Origin of the sequence: Campylobacter sp. CFSAN093241, assembly GCF_012889595.1 — a bacterium.
Lineage (GTDB): Bacteria > Campylobacterota > Campylobacteria > Campylobacterales > Campylobacteraceae > Campylobacter_D > Campylobacter_D jejuni.
Map to the genome: position 1 here is coordinate 657,409 of NZ_CP040612.1, position 16,377 is coordinate 673,785.

Sequence of the window (16,377 nt, forward strand, 5' to 3'; positions counted from 1 at the left end):
TAAAAACTATATAAATCTTTCATTTATATAGTTTTTAGCAAGGTTATATATTCACTTTGCTTTTCATTTAAAACTTTAAAAGTGCTTATCATGTAAGAAAATTCATCATCACTTAAACCATAAAGTTCTTTAACCAATAAATCATTTTTTGCTCTTAAGATATCATAAGCTTTTTTAGTTTTTGGAATTTCTTCATTTTTTATATTAAATTCTTGTTTTAGCTCATCAAAATGATGATTTTGATCATTGTAAAGCTGTAAAAGCAAAGCATTTTTAGCGAGGGTTTTATAAATTTCATTGTTTTGAATTTCTTCATCACTTGGTTGAGGCAGGGGAATTCTTTCTAAATAAGATTTGCTTACATTGATTTGTACCATATTTCTTATGATAAAATCAACCACTAAAGAATTAAACAAAGCTAAAACAAATAAAATTCTTTCATAAGGCACTATATCCATGCAAATTACATCATCTTTTAAAACATATTGTTTTGGAATGTTACTATAAGTACTATCAGCTCCACCGCAATTTTTTGGCAATAAAGAAGCTATCAAAGTTCTCTCATCGGTATCTCTTGAAATTTTTCTATATCCAAGTCTAAAAAATTCTCTATCGTATTTTATCAATTTAGGATTTAATTCTTTCCCAGTAGCTTTTTTAGCTCTATAAAGTTCTTTACTTTTTAATCGCTCGTCAAATTTAGCCTTTTCTAAAAAATAAGTAGTTTGGCTAAAATTTGCATCAAATTGATGTATCATTTTACCTTCATATAAGGGTAAAAGTCCTTCCCTAAACTCTTCTATAAACAAATCTTTATCGTTTGTCATATCAAGTTCTCTTCTAAAATCTATATAATCAAAAGACAAGTTTTGAAAAGCATTATAAGATTTTCTTAGAATTTCTAAAGCTTGTTTGTCTTTTAACTCCATTAAGGCTAGGTGAGTTGGGCTTAGCTTTTTGATATCTTTTAAATTTAGAGTTAAAATTTCATCTTTGTTTTTTAATGAGTTTATATCTGTTTTATAAAACATCATTTTGATTTTATGAGTGTGATTTGCTTGCGTGTTTTTTATAAGCATAAGAGCAAATTTATACCTTGAATCCACATCAGCAAATATAGCTTGTCTATTTTCAAAACTATAAAAATACTCTAAAGTTTTATTTTCTAAAATTTCTTTTCTTAAAGTTAAGCTTCCATCTTCAAACATCAAAGCACTAGGAAGCACATAAGCTAAATTTCCATCTTGTTTTAAAAGAGAAAGATTTTTTTCTACAAAAAGACGAAACAAATTTCCATCTCCACTGCCTTTATTTAAAGGATAGGCTTTTTTATAATACTCGCTTAAATCATTTATATATGCTTTTTGTTTTTCGTAATTTTGCTTTATATAATCTTTCGCTAGCAAATTATCTTGAATTTCTTTTTTCTTGCTAGCGATTAAGCTTCTATAATCGCTTTTATATTGCGGAAAGAAATCACTATCACTAAATTTAGTTTTATCCCAAGGTGGATTACCTATGATGATATCAAAGCCTTTAAAGACTTGATTTTCTACGATTTCAGGAAATTCTAACTCATAGTTAAAGAAATTAAATTCTTTTTGATATTTGCTAATGATAGCTTTTGCTTGTTCATTTTGGCTTAAATTTTGTATATCATCTTGACTTAGGGCTTTTAGAATTTGTAATTCTTCTTTGTTGACAAAATGAAGCGTGTTGATATAGTTTAGATATAAATTTAACTTATCAAGTTTTGGTGTGATTTCATTTTGATAGATTTGTTTAGATTGTTTGATTTGTTCTTCGTTGGTATCTTTTAGATTATCAAGTTTTTCAAATACTTCTTGTAAAATTTCAAATTCTTGTGTTATGGAATTTGTAAAAAGGTTGCTTGAGTTTTGTTTTATCAAATCTTTAAAATCACTTAGGTTAGAATTGATCAAAGCATTGCCGCACTTTATGTGGTGTTCTATAAAAGAAAGTGGGGTTCCAAAGATAAAACTATCTATCCAAAGGCTAAGTTTAGTAAGCTCTATGCTAAAAGGGTTTAAATCCACCCCATAAATAATGCGTTTTAGTAAAAGTCGTTTTAAAATATCACTCTCATCTACTTCATAGTCTTGCACAAAATCTTTTATATAGTTTAAAATATTTTCTTTTTCTTCTTCATAAAGTTCTTTTAAATTTGTAAAATGATCAAAATCTGATAAAACAATGTGTGTAATAGCATTTAAAACTCCAACTAAAAAATGCCCGCTACCGCAAGCATTGTCTAGTATTTTAAATTTCAAAATGTTTTCATTGTTTAGTTTGTCTTTTAAAGCACTTTGGATTAAAAAATTAGCTATGAATTGAGGTGTATAAAAGCTTGCTGTTGATTTTCTTGAATTACTAGAATTTTTAAGATAAATTTGTCCTTTTTTGTAAAAGGTGTATTTTTCTACTTCTTTTGATTTTTCTAAAATTTTAAAATCATAATTATCAAAATAACATTCTATTTCTTTTGATTTTTCTTTATAGCTTACATAGTAAATATCTTCATTTGCTATTTCAAAAAAATAAGAAAGCAAGCCTTCATAAATCGTGCCTAAATGTTCTACACTTAAAGTTTTGTAATCTCTTTTAAAGCTTAGATTTTTATCTTTAAAATTTAATAATTGGTTTAAAATGAATTTTAAATCTTTATCATTAAAGATTTTTGGTGTGCTTAAAAGAGCGGTTTTACTCTCATCAAACAACCCACCATTGAAAACAGGCATATCAAAATTGCCTTTGCCTTTGTTGTAAATGTTGAAAATATTTTCAAGTTCTCCAAAACCACCACTTGAGCTTTCATCCTCTTGTAAATTTTCAAGTAAGGTTCTAAGACTGATTTTACTTTTAAAATACTTATGTTTTTCTAGTATAATTTCAAATTTATCCTCAAAATAAGCAATAAATAAAAGTCTAAAGATAAAATATAAAGAATTTTCATAGATTAGTTTTAAATCCGCCTTTGTTTTATTGTAAATTCTAGAGCCTATGAATTCAAATAAAGATTCATTTCCATTGGTTCCGTAAATGATAGATTTTAAATCATCTTCTATTTTGATTTTTGAAAGTTTATTGTTTTGTAGAGTTATTTCTAAATGATCTTCTTTTTCTGTGAAATTAAAAGCGCTAAATACACTATAAAAATACGCAAAAGCTTCAATATTTTGATCTTCAATGATTTTTTCTAGATTGATTTCGTAAAAAACTTTGTTTGAATTCAGTATAGAATTATCATAAAAACGCCAAAATCTACCATTGGTTAAAAAACCATAATTTTTCTTAAGATTGCCTAGATATCTTAGAATTTGAAAGTGAGGGTTGTCTTTTACTTTTTTATTGTCTATTTCTATATTATAAGCTTTTGACTCTAAAATGATTGTGAAATCATTGCTTGATTTTTTTGTTTCTTTGTCTAAATTTTCGTATTTTGATTTTAATTTGTCATTGCTAAAAAGTAGAAAATCAGGTTTTTCCAATTTTCCTTGTATGATTTTTTCATCTTGTCTTACAAAGCACCACCCTAAAATTTCTAATACTTTTGATATAAATTCATCTTCAAATTGATGTTCGTTTTGTTTTATAAATTTATTTTTGTCGTAAATTTTTGTAATTTTAGTTAAAATATCTCTAAAGGCTTTTTGATTTGCGTTGAAATTATAAATCTTAGGAAAGTCAATTTCTAAAGAATAGCTTGTAAAAAGATTATTGTTGAGGTATTTTTTAAGTTCTTGATAGTAATTCATGGCTTTCTTTCTAAAGTATTTTTAAAAATTTGACATTTTAAATTATATCTAAAAAACTTTAAAGACTTGTGCTTATTTATGAAAATGATTTTTTAGTTGGAATTAATTTTCTTTGGATAAAATTTTAATTAAAAAATAAAGCGTGGATTATGAAAAAATTTAAAGAATTTAGCCTTCGTTTTTTATTTAAAGTATCAGAGCAACCTGTTCTTATAAGAGATTTATTAGAGGCAAATGCACTTTTTAACGATGGAATGCTTGTAGATCCTTCTAAGCTAAATTTTAATTTCAAAATTCTAAATTCTTATATTTATTTTGGTGTTTTTTGCGCTGTGATTTTATTGCCATTGCTTTTGATTACTCATTATTTTTTAACAAAGCTTGACTTTCATATAAGCATAGTGAGCGCTATTATGGTTACTGCTTGTGTATTTATAGGATATGATATTTTTAAAGTTTATACTCGCAAAATAATCTCAAAAAAAATAATACAAAAAGCCTGGGCTTTACACTTTCCTTATTTTGCTTATGAAAAGTACTCTACAATGGCGGGTGAATTTTATAAAGAAGCTTTAAAAGAAGAAATTCCAAAAGCAAATTTAGAGCAGTATGTTTTAGATAAGATTATTCATTCTAAATAATCTAAAATTTGATTTTGGAATCGCATATTTTCAAGTCTTCTTTTTAAGTCTTTATTTTCCTCGTTTAAAACACTTTCTTCTGTTCTTAATGTAGCAATCTCTCTACTAAGATAATAAATTTGATTTCTAATATAAATTTGTGGGGCAAATAAAAATAATGCAAAACTAACAAGTAAAGCTGCAAAAAGAAGATGATTGAAGTTTAGGTTTCTATCTTCTTTGGTAGCATTAGAGAAGCCTTCTAGTAAAATATTTTTTGCCTTTTGAGCATCTTCATCATTTTGTTGTTTTTCTTGAGCTTGATTAGATGGTTTTGGAAGTTCTTGTTTATTTTCTTGTGGTGTTATTTTTTTTTGTAAATTTTCTAAACTTTTCTTGATATTAGGTTGATTTTTAACATCTAGTTTTTTTTCTATAATTAGAGGTTTTTGTATTTTAGTTTCTGTTTTTTGAATTTTTTCTATAGAATTTGTAAGTCCCTTTTTTTCTTGTTTTGTTTGAGTGGTAGCTTGATTGCTTTTTGTTTGAATTTGTGTTTTGGTTTGGATATTTTTTATTTCGTTTGCTTTTTTTCTGCTAAATAAAAAATTTTTTTTAGTTTTTTTATTTTCTTCTTTTCTTCTTTCTTTCATTTTGGAAAAAATTTTTTTAGCAAGAGATTGCTTTTCTTCTAATTTAACATTGATTAGATCTTCTTTTAAATATATATTTGATTTTTTAGTATGTTTTGACTCATACTCTTCATCGAGTTCTTCTAAGAATTTATTAGGAGTCTTTTTTTTAAAACGACGTCTCAAAATATCATCGCTAGAAATTTCATCTCTTAAATCATCATCAAGCGGTTTGCCTTGATTTATGGCGCGAGAAAATTTCAGCATTTTTTGGCGTATGTTTTGGCGTTCTTTTATAAAATCATCTTCTAGCATTATTTATTGTCCAAATTATTAAAATAAAAAGCCCGCATTTTAGCACAACTAGAGCGAGAATTTTTTAAAAGTTCTTCCTTGCTCGCACTTATAGCTTTTTTAGTTATTATTTGTCCTAGGCTATGGTTATTTCCACATTCGCAACGCATTATTTTTTCATTGCAAATGCAGTTTTTTGACCATTTTTTGAAAAATTGTTTTACTATTCTATCTTCTAAAGAATGAAAGCTAATGATAGCTAAAATGCAATTTTTTGGTTTTAAATTTTCTAAATGTTCAAGAAAATCTTTAAGCACTTTAAGTTCTTGATTTACTTCTATTCTAATGGCTTGAAATGCTAAAGTAGCTTTGGAAATTTTTCTATGATTTTGTTTACCTTTTCCTATGATTTGATAAAGCTCTTTGGCACTTTTGATTGGATTTTTACTTCTTTCTAGGCAAATTTTTTCAGCAATAAAATGCGCATCATGTAATTCTCCATAATCTTTAAAAATGGAAGTTAATTGCTCTTTTGTATAAGTATTAATAATCTCATAAGCCGATATTTTGGAGTTTTGATTCATTCTCATATCCAAAAAGTCAGAATTTACACTAAAACCTCTTTCGTTATTATCAAGCTGAAATGAAGAAACTCCAATGTCTGCTAAAATACCTCTTAATTCTTCTTTATGTGAAATTTTTTCTAAAACTTCACTAAAATTACTTTGCATAAAAGTTATCCTATTGCGAAAATCTTTAAGGCGTTTTTTAGAAAATTCTAAAGCTTGTTGATCTTGATCACAAGCAATGAATTTAAGATCAGGATGATTTTTAAGCAAAGCTTCACTATGTCCGCCAAATCCTAAAGTGCAGTCTAAAAAATAACCTGTTTTAAGATTTTTAAAAATCTCTTGAACTTCATTAAGCAAAACTGGGATATGAGGAATTTCCAAAATCAATCCTAATAAATTTTTATAAACTATAATTATAACTAAATTTCATTGTAAAAATCATAAAATTTAAAGAACAAATATTTTTTGGTAAAAATTTTATAATTAAACTCCACTTAAACACTTCTACGATACAATATCTAGTTTAAATTTAATCAAGGAATGATATGCTTACTTGGATGCAACATCACAAAAAATATCTTGTTGTTACTATATGGGTTAGTACTATAGCTTTTGTTGGCGCTGGCTTTTTAGGTTGGGGTGCTTATGATTTTAATCTCAATAGAAGTTCGAGTGTTGCAACTGTAGGAAATGAAAAGATAGGTTTTAGTGAATTTGATACTAGATATAGACAAATTGTAAGTTATTATAATCAAATTAGCAATGGTGCTTTAACTCCAGAAAATGCTGAGCAACTAGGCATTAAAAATATAGCTTTAAGCTCTCTTGTTGAAGATAAGCTTTTGTTAAATTTTGCCAAAGATTTGGGTATTGGCGTAAACGAGAATGAAATTTTACAAAAACTTGCAAATACTAGAGAATTTCAAGATCCTACAGGGGATTTTAACAAAACAATTTATTATGAACTTTTAAATGCCAATAATTTAACTCCAAAAGATTATGAAACACAACTTGCAAATGAAGTAATTACCGATAAACTTAATCAAATTTTTAATATTCCTAGCAAAGATGAGGAATTAAAAATGTTAGCTTCTAGTTATTTTATGCAAGATGCTTTAAGTATTGCAAAAATTGATTATGACAAAAAAAATATTAAGATTAACGAAGAGGATTTAAAAAAGCTTTGGAATGAACATAAAGAAGATTATAAAACTAAAAAAATATATGAAATTTCAACTTATTTTTTGCCAGTTAGCAATGAGAAAATTGACGACAAAGAATTAGAAAAATTTTATAATCAAGATGAAAATAAACTAAAATATAAAGATTTTGCAGGTAAAGTGATGGATTTTCAGTCTGCTAAAAATGAAGTTACTAAAGATTACGCCTTAATGCAACTAAAGAATGTGGCTAATGCTAAATTTTTAGATTTAAAAAATGGGAAAGATAATTTTCAAAAAGATCAAAATATTAGTGAATCTGATGTTTATTATCCAATTGATCTTTTGAATAAAGCTAAAAATGGAGATGTTTTACGGCCAGCACCTTATAATAACGGATATATCATAGTTAAACTAAATAAAGTAGATCCTATAAGAAATAAAACTTTTGAAGAAGCTAGAGAAGAAGTTTTACCTATGTATTTAAGCGAACAAGCTAGAAAAAATTTAGAAGAAAAAGCTAAAAATAGTTTAGTAAATTTTAAAGGCGATGATATAGGCTTTGTAAGTCGAGATAGTTCTCGCGAGAGTGTAAAGGTTAGCGATAAAATATTAAACGATTCTGAATTTGCTTATTTTTTAATGAATGTATTTAATACTGATCAAAATAGTTCTTATGTGGTCATTAATGACAATAAAGCAATATTATATAAAATAAATAAACAAAAATTAGATATGAACTCCGATAAATTTGAACAATACAAAACTATGCTTGAACAAAATTTGCAAAATTTAAAAGCAAATGAGCTTAAGCAAGAACTTGTTGATGAACTTAAAAAGATATATCCGATAAAAATTTATTATAAAGGGAATTGATTTTGAATATATTAGGAATTGACTTAGGCTCAACCCAGACTTGTGCCATTATTGCTCAAAAAGATGAAGATGGATTAAAAATTATTGGTTTTTCCAAGTCGAAAACCAACGGGGTTAAAAAAGGTGCCATTACCAATATAGAGCTTGCTTCTAAATCTATTGAAGAGGCTGTTAGAAGTGCTGAGATGATGAGCGGAGTTCATTATGATAAGGTTGTGGTATCTATATCAGGTGCTTATACTAAAAGCGTTGATAGCATAGGTGTTGTTAATATTCCAAATCATGAAATAGGCATTAAAGAAATTCATCGTGCTGTAAGTACAGCTAAGCATACTGCCAATCTACCAAGTGGTTATGAAATTATCCATGTTTTGCCTTATAATTTTAAGGTTAATGATCTTGAACATGTTGATGATCCTTTGGGAATGAGTGGCAATCGTTTAGAAGTTTCAACCCATATAGTGATTTCACAAGAATCTCATATTAAAAATCTTAAGAAAGCAGTTGAATTAGCTGATTTAAGAGTGGATAATATAGTTCTTTCAGGATATGCTTCAGCTATAGCTTGTTTAGATGATAGCGAAAAGGAATTAGGTGCTGTTTTGATTGATATGGGTGGAGCGATTTGCGATATGGTTGTTCATACTGGAAATTCAATTAGATATAATGATTGTTTGCAAATTGGCTCGATTAATATCACCCAAGATTTATCAATGGCATTGCATACACCTTTAAAAGAAGCAGAAAAAATCAAGCTTAATTATGCAGCTCTTTCGCAACAGCCTAATACCCTTATACAAATTCCTTCAATGGGTGATGAAAGAAAGGTTAATGAAGTTTCTTTGGATATTATTTCAAACGTAATTTATGCAAGAGCGGAAGAAACTTTGATGATTTTGGCAAAAATCTTAAGTGATAATCGTTATGCCAATGCTATAGGCGGTGGAGTTGTTTTAACAGGTGGAATGACTAAGTTAGCAGGTATTGATGAGCTAGCTCCTGCAACATTTGATAATCGCTCAGTTAGACTGGCTACTGCAAGAAAAGATTTGATTACTGGTTTTAGTGAAATTTTTAATGATCCTGAAAATACTTGTGCTATAGGACTTTGTTTATATGGAGCAGGGTATTTTACGCCTTATGAACTTGATTCTAATGAAAAATTAAGATATAAAGGGGAAATTGAAAATTTTAATCGTCAAATTAAACAAGATATTGTTTTGCAAAAAGATACAGAAAGTGAAATAAAATCTGATTTTTTTGATGAAAATTTGCAAGAAAATGATACAATTGCAATACAAGAACAATTAGATTTTAAAGAGCCAAAAGAAAAAAAACCTAGCGTTTTTTCAAATATCTGGCATAAAATTATGAATCAATTTTAACAAGGAGAAATTTTTATGAGTGAATTTTTAGTAGAAGAAATGCAACATAATAAAGGTGCAAAAATTAAGGTTATAGGCTGCGGTGGCGGTGGCGGTAATATGATCAACCATATGGTTAAAATGGGATTAAATGATCTTGATTTAATTGCAGCAAATACTGATGCACAAGCTATTTCAATTTCATTAGCAAAAACTAAAATTCAACTTGGCGAGAAAAAAACTAAAGGTTTAGGCGCTGGTATGCTTCCTGAAGTAGGTGCAGAAAGTGCTAGAGAAAGTTTTGAAGAAATAAAAGCAAGTCTTAGTCAAAGTGATATTGTATTTATTGCTTCAGGTTTTGGTGGAGGTACTGGAACGGGTGCCACTCCAGTTATTGCACAAGCAGCTAAAGAGATTGGAGCTTTAACTGTTTCTGTTGTAACTATGCCTTTTGCATTCGAAGGAAAACAAAGAAAAAAACTTGCTGAAAGCGGTCTCCTTGAGCTTAAAAAAGAAAGTGATTCTATTCTTGTAATTCAAAATGAAAAATTATTGAGCATTATTGATAAAAAAGCAGGCATTAAAGATGCTTTTAGATTGGTTGATGATATTTTAGCTCGTGCTGTAAAAGGTATGGTGTCTATCTTGCTTGATAATGGAGATATTAATGTTGACTTTGCGGATGTAAGAACCATCATGAGTCATCGCGGACTCGCGCTTATGGGTGTTGGTAGCGCTAGTGGTGAAAATGCTATAGAAGAGGCTCTTTCAAACGCTATAGAATCTCCTTTGCTTGATGGAATGGATATTAAAGGTGCCAAGGGAGTTATTTTGCATTTTAAAACAAGTTCTAATTGCTCTTTGTTTGAAATTTCGGCAGCAGCAAATAGTATACAAGAAATTGTTGATGAAAATGCTAAGATTATTTTTGGTTCTACTACAGATGATAGCATGGAAGATAGAGTTGAAGTAACTATTATTGCGACAGGGTTTGAAGATAAAGATACAGTAGCTAAAAAATCTACCGAAGAAGCTCAAGCTTCTAAGAAAAATCCTTATTTAAGTCTTAAAAAGGTAAGCGGTGGTTATGATGAAGAGATAATGGCGCAAATTGAAACACCAACTTTCTTGCGTCGTCAAATGGATTAAAATTGATTTTTAAAGCAAGATTGAGTCAAATCTTGCTTTTTATAGTTTAAAATTCTCTCCTAATAATCTTTCAAATATTTATTTTTCTTTGTTTTTAAAAATTGGAACACTCTTTGCTTTTATAGCTATAAAATCTTAATTTTATAGGTGAAAATATGCAAAATGGATATTATCAAGCAACTGGCGGAATGGTAACTCAGTTTAATAAACTTGATGTGATTACTAATAATCTTGCCAATATTAATACAAGCGGATACAAAAGAGATGATGTGGTTATTGCAGATTTTAAAAGGATTTTTAAAGAAACTCAGGATGAGTTGCCTATAGAAAATCACACAAGAGATGCATCTCGTTTTGTAAATACTACAATAGATGGAATCCCACAAGTTTCTCAAGAATATACGGATTTTAGCCTAGGTTCTTTAAAGGCCACAAACAATCCTTTGGATTTGGCAATGACTAGAGAAGATGCTTTTTATTTGGTTCAAACCAAAGATGGAGAAGTAAGATTAACTAAAGATGGAAATTTTCAACTTGATGATGAGGGTTATTTGGTAAATAAGCAAGGATACAAGGTATTAAGTAGTGATTATTTTAATAATCCTCAGAATGCTGGCATACGCATTCCTAATGGTGCTGTTCAAATTAGCGTTGATAAAAACGGAAGCATTGAGGTTGATGGAGCTCAAAATGCAAGATTATTTGTAGCACAAGTAGATGATATAAGAGCTTTGCAAAAAGATGGGGATAATGTCTATAAAATAGATGATCTAACCCGCATTAGAGATTTGGAAAACTCCAATGCTATTCGCCAAGGTTTTTCTCAGGGATCAAATGTTAATCCAGTTACTGAAATGGTAGGACTGATTGAAGCAAACAGAATGGTAGAAATGTATCAAAAAGTTATGACAGCTCATATGGATGACTTAAATCAAGAAGCTATCAATAAGCTTGCATCTGTTAAATAATTTAAAATAAAATAAAAAAAAGGATTAAAAATGATGAGATCACTTCATACTGCTGCTACGGGAATGGTAGCACAGCAAACACAAATTGATGTTACCTCAAATAACATCGCCAATGTTAATACAGCAGGTTTTAAGAAAAGTCGCGCAGAATTTGCTGATCTTATGTATCAAGTTATGAAGTATGCAGGAACTTCAACTTCAGCTACTACTCTTTCTCCTTCGGGTATAGAAGTGGGTGTGGGTGTGCGTCCAACAGCGGTAACTAAAGTTTTTACTGAAGGAAATTTAAAATCAACAAGTACTGATGGTCTTGATATGGCTATTGCAGGTAATGGGTTTTTTCAAATACAACTTCCTGATGGCACTATAGGATATACTAGAAATGGGCAATTTACAAAAGATAATGAAGGTAATATTGTAAATTCAGATGGTTATAGACTTTTACCTGAAATGACAATACCTGAAGGCGCAACAGCAATTAATGTTGCTACAGATGGAACCGTTTCTGTAATGTTGCCAGGGGAGCAACAAGAAACTCAAATTGGCCAAGTGGAGCTAGTTCAGTTTATAAATCCAGCGGGTCTTCATTCTATGGGTGATAATCTTTATCTTGAAACAGGAGCAAGTGGTGCACCTGTTGCGGGTATAGCAGGACAAGATGGGCTTGGAACAATAAGACATGGATTTATAGAACTTAGTAATGTTCAGCTTGTTGAAGAAATGACAGATCTTATCACAGGACAAAGAGCTTATGAAGCGGGTTCTAAGGCAATTACAACAAGTGATGATATGCTAGGAATTGTAAATCAGCTTAAGCGATAGTTGATATAAAATAAATAATTTTTAATTCTTTTTTAGTTTAATGGCGTGTTAAACGCCATTAAATTTTTAGCAAGAGTAGCAAGTTTTAAATTCATAAGCAGTTGGACGAGCTTCTACTGGCCAAACTTGTGTTTCAAATTTTAAATGCTGATAGTCATCAATAAAAATATCGCTCATTACAGGTTTTAAATAAGAATTATGTCGGATTAAAGCTTCTAAACTTCCTCTTAGAGTATGCGGTAATTGCTCTATCCCTTTTTCACGTATTTCATCCAAAGTAAGATCAAATAAATTTTCATCCATAGGACCCACAGGAATGGTTTTATTTTTGATTCCATCAAGACCTGCCATTAAAAGACTAACAAAAGCTAAATAAGGATTAGCAGTGCTATCAGGGAAGCGAATTTCTATACGAGCTGAATTTTTACCTATGCCATAAGGAACGCGACAACTTGCTGATCTGTTTTGACAAGAATAAGTTAAAATACAAGGAGCTTCAAAGCCAGGAACTATTCTTTTGTAAGAGTTGGAACTTGGATTTGTAAAAGCTGCGACACTTCTAGCATTTTTTAAAATTCCACCTATATAATTTATAGCAGTTTGACTAAGTCCACTGTATCCATCTTTATCGTAAAATAAATTTACCCCATCTTTCCATAAGCTCATATGAACATGCATACCATTGCCATTATCTCCGTATAAAGGTTTTGGCATAAAAGTGGCAGTTTTACCATTTAAATGAGCTACCATTTTTACAACATATTTATAAATTTGAACATTGTCAGCCGCTTCTACAAGCGTGCCAAAATTTACTCCTATTTCAGCTTGTCCTTGTGCAACTTCATGATGATGAACAAAAGTTTTAAGGCCTACTTTTTCAAGAGTTTGAACCATTTCAGAACGAATATCTACTAAAGAATCAATTGGCTGAACTGGAAAATATCCACCTTTGTTTCTTGGCCTGTGTCCAGTATTGTAGCTATCAGTAAATTCTCTATCATCATTCCACTCTCCTTCTTCGGTATCAACTTCATACTTAGAACAATGAGCAGTATCAACTATTTTTACACTATCAAAAACAAAGAATTCATTTTCTGGTCCAAAGTAAGCAGTATCAGCTATGCCACTATTTTTAAGGTATTCCATTGCTTTTTTTGCTATGCTTCTTGGACATTTTTCATACATTTGTCCTTTGTAAATATCATACACATCACAAAACACTATGATAGTAGGGTCAGCTGTAAAAGGATCTAAAAAAGCACTTTGAGCATCAGGTTTTAAAATCATATCTGATTTTTCTATAGGTTGCCATCCATGAATTGAGCTTCCATCAAATGGAATGCCAGTTTGAAATGTTTCTTCATTGATTGTATGAAGATTATAGGTAATATGATGCCAAGTTCCTATCATATCTGTAAAACGAAAATCAACAAAAAGCACTTCATTTTGTTTGCAAAATTTGAAAAAATCATCTATATTATTAACAAATTTTCCCATATTTTTACTCCTTTATGTAATTAAATTTATAAAATTATATCATAAAATTTTTAATTAAGATTTAATTAATATATTTTTTTTAATAAATTTAAAAATTTAATTTAAAAAGATTAAAAAATAAAAATTTATATTTTTGTTTTAGATAAAATTGATTATAATTTTGAGCAATTATTGAAAATCTAGATTTAAAAAAGGGAAAAAAATGACTCAAGAAGAGCTTGATGCTTTGATGAATGGTGATGTTGATCTTGATTCAGAGACAGAAGCAGAGGTAAAAACCGAAGAATCGAATACCGAAGAAGATGCTTTGATGTTAGAAGATGTCAAAATAGCTGATTACAAACCTAATCCTAGCGTGGTATGGCCACCACCCCCACCAAATCAGGAGCATAAAGTTGTACATCAGTTAGATGATGTTACAAAAGATAGCGAGCTTAAAGCAACGGAAATGATGGATAAGCTTGAAAGTATTAATAATTTTTTTGCGGATTCTGAAAGTTTACTCAAAGAAATAAATAAAGCAATAGAAAAAAATATTGATATTTTTTCTAAACTTAATGAAAAATTTCCTAATGTGGAAAGTTTCAGTGAAGCTTTAGAATTAAACAATCAAGCTAAAAAAAGTTCTAAGGAGATTGTCGGAAATCTTCAAAGCGGACAAGATGAAGTGATGATGGCAATGGATGCAATGCAGTATCAAGATATACATCGTCAAAAAATCGAGCGTGTTATTAATGTAATGCGTGCTTTAAGCCGTTATATGAGTTCTTTATTTGAAGGTAAAATTGATGATAAAAAACGTGTAAGTTCTGCAGTGCATATTGAAGGTGATAGTACTGCTGATGTTGTAAGTAATGATGATATAGAAGCTTTAATTGCAAGTTTAGGGCAAAAATGATCATTCCTGAAATAGTAGCTCCTGCAGGAAATTTCACAAAATTAAAAATTGCTTTAGCTTATGGCGCAGATGCGGTTTATGCGGGTGTGAATAATTTTTCTTTAAGATCACGCACTGCAAGAGAATTTAATTATGAAAGTTTTGAAGAAGCTATCAAATATACTCATGAGCGTGGTAAGAAAATTTATGTTACTTTAAATGGTTTTCATTTAAGCTCTCAAATTGAAGGCTTAAAAAGACATATATTAAAATTACGCGAGATGAAACCCGATGCTTTTATTGTAGCTTCTGTTGGAGCTATGCGTCTTGTTAAAGAACTTGCACCTGAAATTTCCCTGCATGTTTCTACTCAGGCAAATATTTTAAATTATTTAGATGCTCAAGTCTATAAGGATATGGGTGCTAAAAGGGTTGTAATTGCGAGAGAACTAGGGCTTAAGGATGCTAAAAATTTAAAGCAAAATTGTGATATAGAATTAGAAGCTTTTGTGCATGGTTCTATGTGTTTTGCTTATTCAGGGCGTTGTTTAATAAGCTCTGTGCAAAGTGGAAGAATGAGCAATCGTGGATCTTGTGCAAATGACTGTAGATTTAATTATGAGCTTTATGCTAAAAATCCAGAAAATGGCACTTTATTTCGCTTAGAAGAAGATGAAAATGGTACTCATGTGTTTAATTCTAAGGATTTAAATCTTTGTTCTTATATAGAAAAAATCATGCAAGAAAATTGTATCAGTGCTTTTAAAATAGAAGGGCGTACTAAAAGCGAATATTATGTTGCGCTTACAACAAGGACTTATAAAATGGCCATACAAGATGCTTTAGAGAGTAAATTTGAGTCAAGTAAGTATGAAAAAGAGATTACTACACTTAAAAATCGTGGTTTTACAGATGGTTATCTTGTTTCTCGTCCTTTAGAAAAAACCGACACGCAAAATCATAATACAAGCATAGAAGAAGGTTCTCATCAAGTGCATGCTATAAGCGAAGATGGAAGCTTTTTTAAATGTAAAGGGAAAATCGTTTTAAACACGCCTTATGAAATTTTAGCCCCTTTAGGCGATGTGATTCAAACTTGCGATAATGAACTAGGTAAAATTTATCAAAAAGAGGATAAATATTTTATAGAGTTTAAAAAACTCATTGCTAAAAACAATAAAGAATTTAGCGAAATTCATAGCGGCAATGAACATGAAATCCAATTACCAAATAAAATCAGTGCATTAAGTTTTTTAAGAAAGGAAATATAGATGAATTTTGTTTCTATTTTAATGGGAAGCAAGAGTGATTATGAGACTATGAAAGAGGCTGCTAAAACTTTAGAAAGTTTTGGGGTAAAGTATGAACTTATTATCTCATCAGCTCATCGTAGTCCAAAAAGAACAAAAGAGTATATTGCAAATGCTGAAAAAAAAGGTGTGAAAGTTTTTATAGCAGCAGCTGGAATGGCAGCGCATTTAGCTGGAGCTGTTGCAGCTTATACAACAAAACCTGTTTTGGGAGTGCCTATGTCAGGAAGCAATCTTGCAAGTATGGATTCTTTGTTTTCTACGGTGCAAATGCCTAGTGGAATTCCTGTAGGAACTTTAGCTATTGGTAAGGCTGGAGCAATCAATGCTGCTTATTTGGCTATGCAAATTTTAGCTATTTATGATGTTGATTTAGCACAAAAGCTTAAAGAAGATCGTCTTGAAAAAGAAAAAAAACTTGTATCTGATTCAAAAGAAGTAGAAGTTTTATTATAAGGGA

At 29.7% G+C, this 16,377-nt stretch carries 13 protein-coding genes; 9 read left to right on the forward strand and 4 right to left on the reverse strand.

The window, feature by feature from the left end; genetic code table 11:
• Positions 1 to 23: 23 nt before the first annotated feature.
• On the reverse strand, positions 24 to 3,776 hold the full coding sequence (locus tag FBE96_RS03405) for an Eco57I restriction-modification methylase domain-containing protein (RefSeq protein WP_052836687.1): 3,753 nt from the start codon (positions 3,774 to 3,776) through the stop codon (positions 24 to 26).
• 149 nt (positions 3,777 to 3,925) lie between these two features.
• On the opposite strand from FBE96_RS03405, the gene FBE96_RS03410 reads away from it, so the two are divergent.
• Entirely contained in the window at positions 3,926 to 4,417 is a 492-nt protein-coding gene (locus FBE96_RS03410; RefSeq protein WP_145599600.1) for a hypothetical protein, read from the forward strand.
• Here the strand turns inward: FBE96_RS03410 and FBE96_RS03415 are convergent.
• Positions 4,405 to 5,343, reverse strand: a complete 939-nt coding sequence (locus FBE96_RS03415) for a hypothetical protein (protein WP_002868409.1) — start codon at positions 5,341 to 5,343, stop codon at positions 4,405 to 4,407. The genes FBE96_RS03410 and FBE96_RS03415 overlap by 13 nt on opposite strands.
• Positions 5,343 to 6,281 (reverse strand): 16S rRNA (cytosine(1402)-N(4))-methyltransferase RsmH, encoded by a 939-nt coding sequence (gene rsmH / locus FBE96_RS03420; RefSeq protein ID WP_002859605.1) that lies wholly within the window; start codon positions 6,279 to 6,281, stop codon positions 5,343 to 5,345. Before rsmH ends, FBE96_RS03415 begins: the two co-directional genes overlap by 1 nt.
• Positions 6,282 to 6,439: 158 nt before the next feature.
• Between rsmH and FBE96_RS03425 the strand changes: the two genes are divergently transcribed.
• The 5 genes from FBE96_RS03425 (at position 6,440) to flgG (ending at position 12,233) form a co-directional block, all read left to right on the forward strand.
• Entirely contained in the window at positions 6,440 to 7,930 is a 1,491-nt protein-coding gene (locus tag FBE96_RS03425; protein WP_002872095.1) for a peptidylprolyl isomerase, read from the forward strand.
• A complete protein-coding gene (ftsA, locus tag FBE96_RS03430; RefSeq protein ID WP_072223311.1) occupies positions 7,927 to 9,315 on the forward strand; it encodes a cell division protein FtsA in 1,389 nt (462 codons plus the stop codon). Before FBE96_RS03425 ends, ftsA begins: the two co-directional genes overlap by 4 nt.
• Before the next feature lie 15 nt (positions 9,316 to 9,330).
• Positions 9,331 to 10,443, forward strand: a complete 1,113-nt coding sequence (gene ftsZ / locus FBE96_RS03435; protein ID WP_002852071.1) for a cell division protein FtsZ — start codon at positions 9,331 to 9,333, stop codon at positions 10,441 to 10,443.
• Between the two features lie 155 nt (positions 10,444 to 10,598).
• Positions 10,599 to 11,411 (forward strand): flagellar hook-basal body protein, encoded by an 813-nt coding sequence (locus FBE96_RS03440; protein ID WP_002868406.1) that lies wholly within the window; start codon positions 10,599 to 10,601, stop codon positions 11,409 to 11,411.
• Between the two features lie 30 nt (positions 11,412 to 11,441).
• On the forward strand, positions 11,442 to 12,233 hold the full coding sequence (gene flgG / locus FBE96_RS03445) for a flagellar basal-body rod protein FlgG (RefSeq protein ID WP_002852142.1): 792 nt from the start codon (positions 11,442 to 11,444) through the stop codon (positions 12,231 to 12,233).
• A 66-nt stretch (positions 12,234 to 12,299) separates the two neighbouring features.
• On the opposite strand, the gene glnA is transcribed toward flgG, so the two are convergent.
• A complete protein-coding gene (gene glnA / locus FBE96_RS03450; protein WP_002868405.1) occupies positions 12,300 to 13,730 on the reverse strand; it encodes a type I glutamate--ammonia ligase in 1,431 nt (476 codons plus the stop codon).
• 202 nt (positions 13,731 to 13,932) lie between these two features.
• Here glnA and FBE96_RS03455 point away from each other — a divergent pair, with 202 nt between their 5' ends.
• Genes FBE96_RS03455 through purE form a run of 3 tightly spaced genes read left to right on the forward strand, consistent with a single transcriptional unit; the run spans position 13,933 to position 16,373 of the window.
• A complete protein-coding gene (locus tag FBE96_RS03455; protein WP_002852254.1) occupies positions 13,933 to 14,628 on the forward strand; it encodes a chemotaxis protein in 696 nt (231 codons plus the stop codon).
• Positions 14,625 to 15,878 carry a peptidase U32 family protein gene (locus FBE96_RS03460; RefSeq protein ID WP_002868049.1) on the forward strand — a complete coding sequence of 418 codons (1,254 nt, stop codon included), beginning with the start codon at positions 14,625 to 14,627 and terminating at the stop codon, positions 15,876 to 15,878. Before FBE96_RS03455 ends, FBE96_RS03460 begins: the two co-directional genes overlap by 4 nt.
• Positions 15,879 to 16,373, forward strand: a complete 495-nt coding sequence (gene purE / locus FBE96_RS03465) for a 5-(carboxyamino)imidazole ribonucleotide mutase (RefSeq protein ID WP_002868048.1) — start codon at positions 15,879 to 15,881, stop codon at positions 16,371 to 16,373.
• Positions 16,374 to 16,377 lie beyond the last annotated feature (4 nt).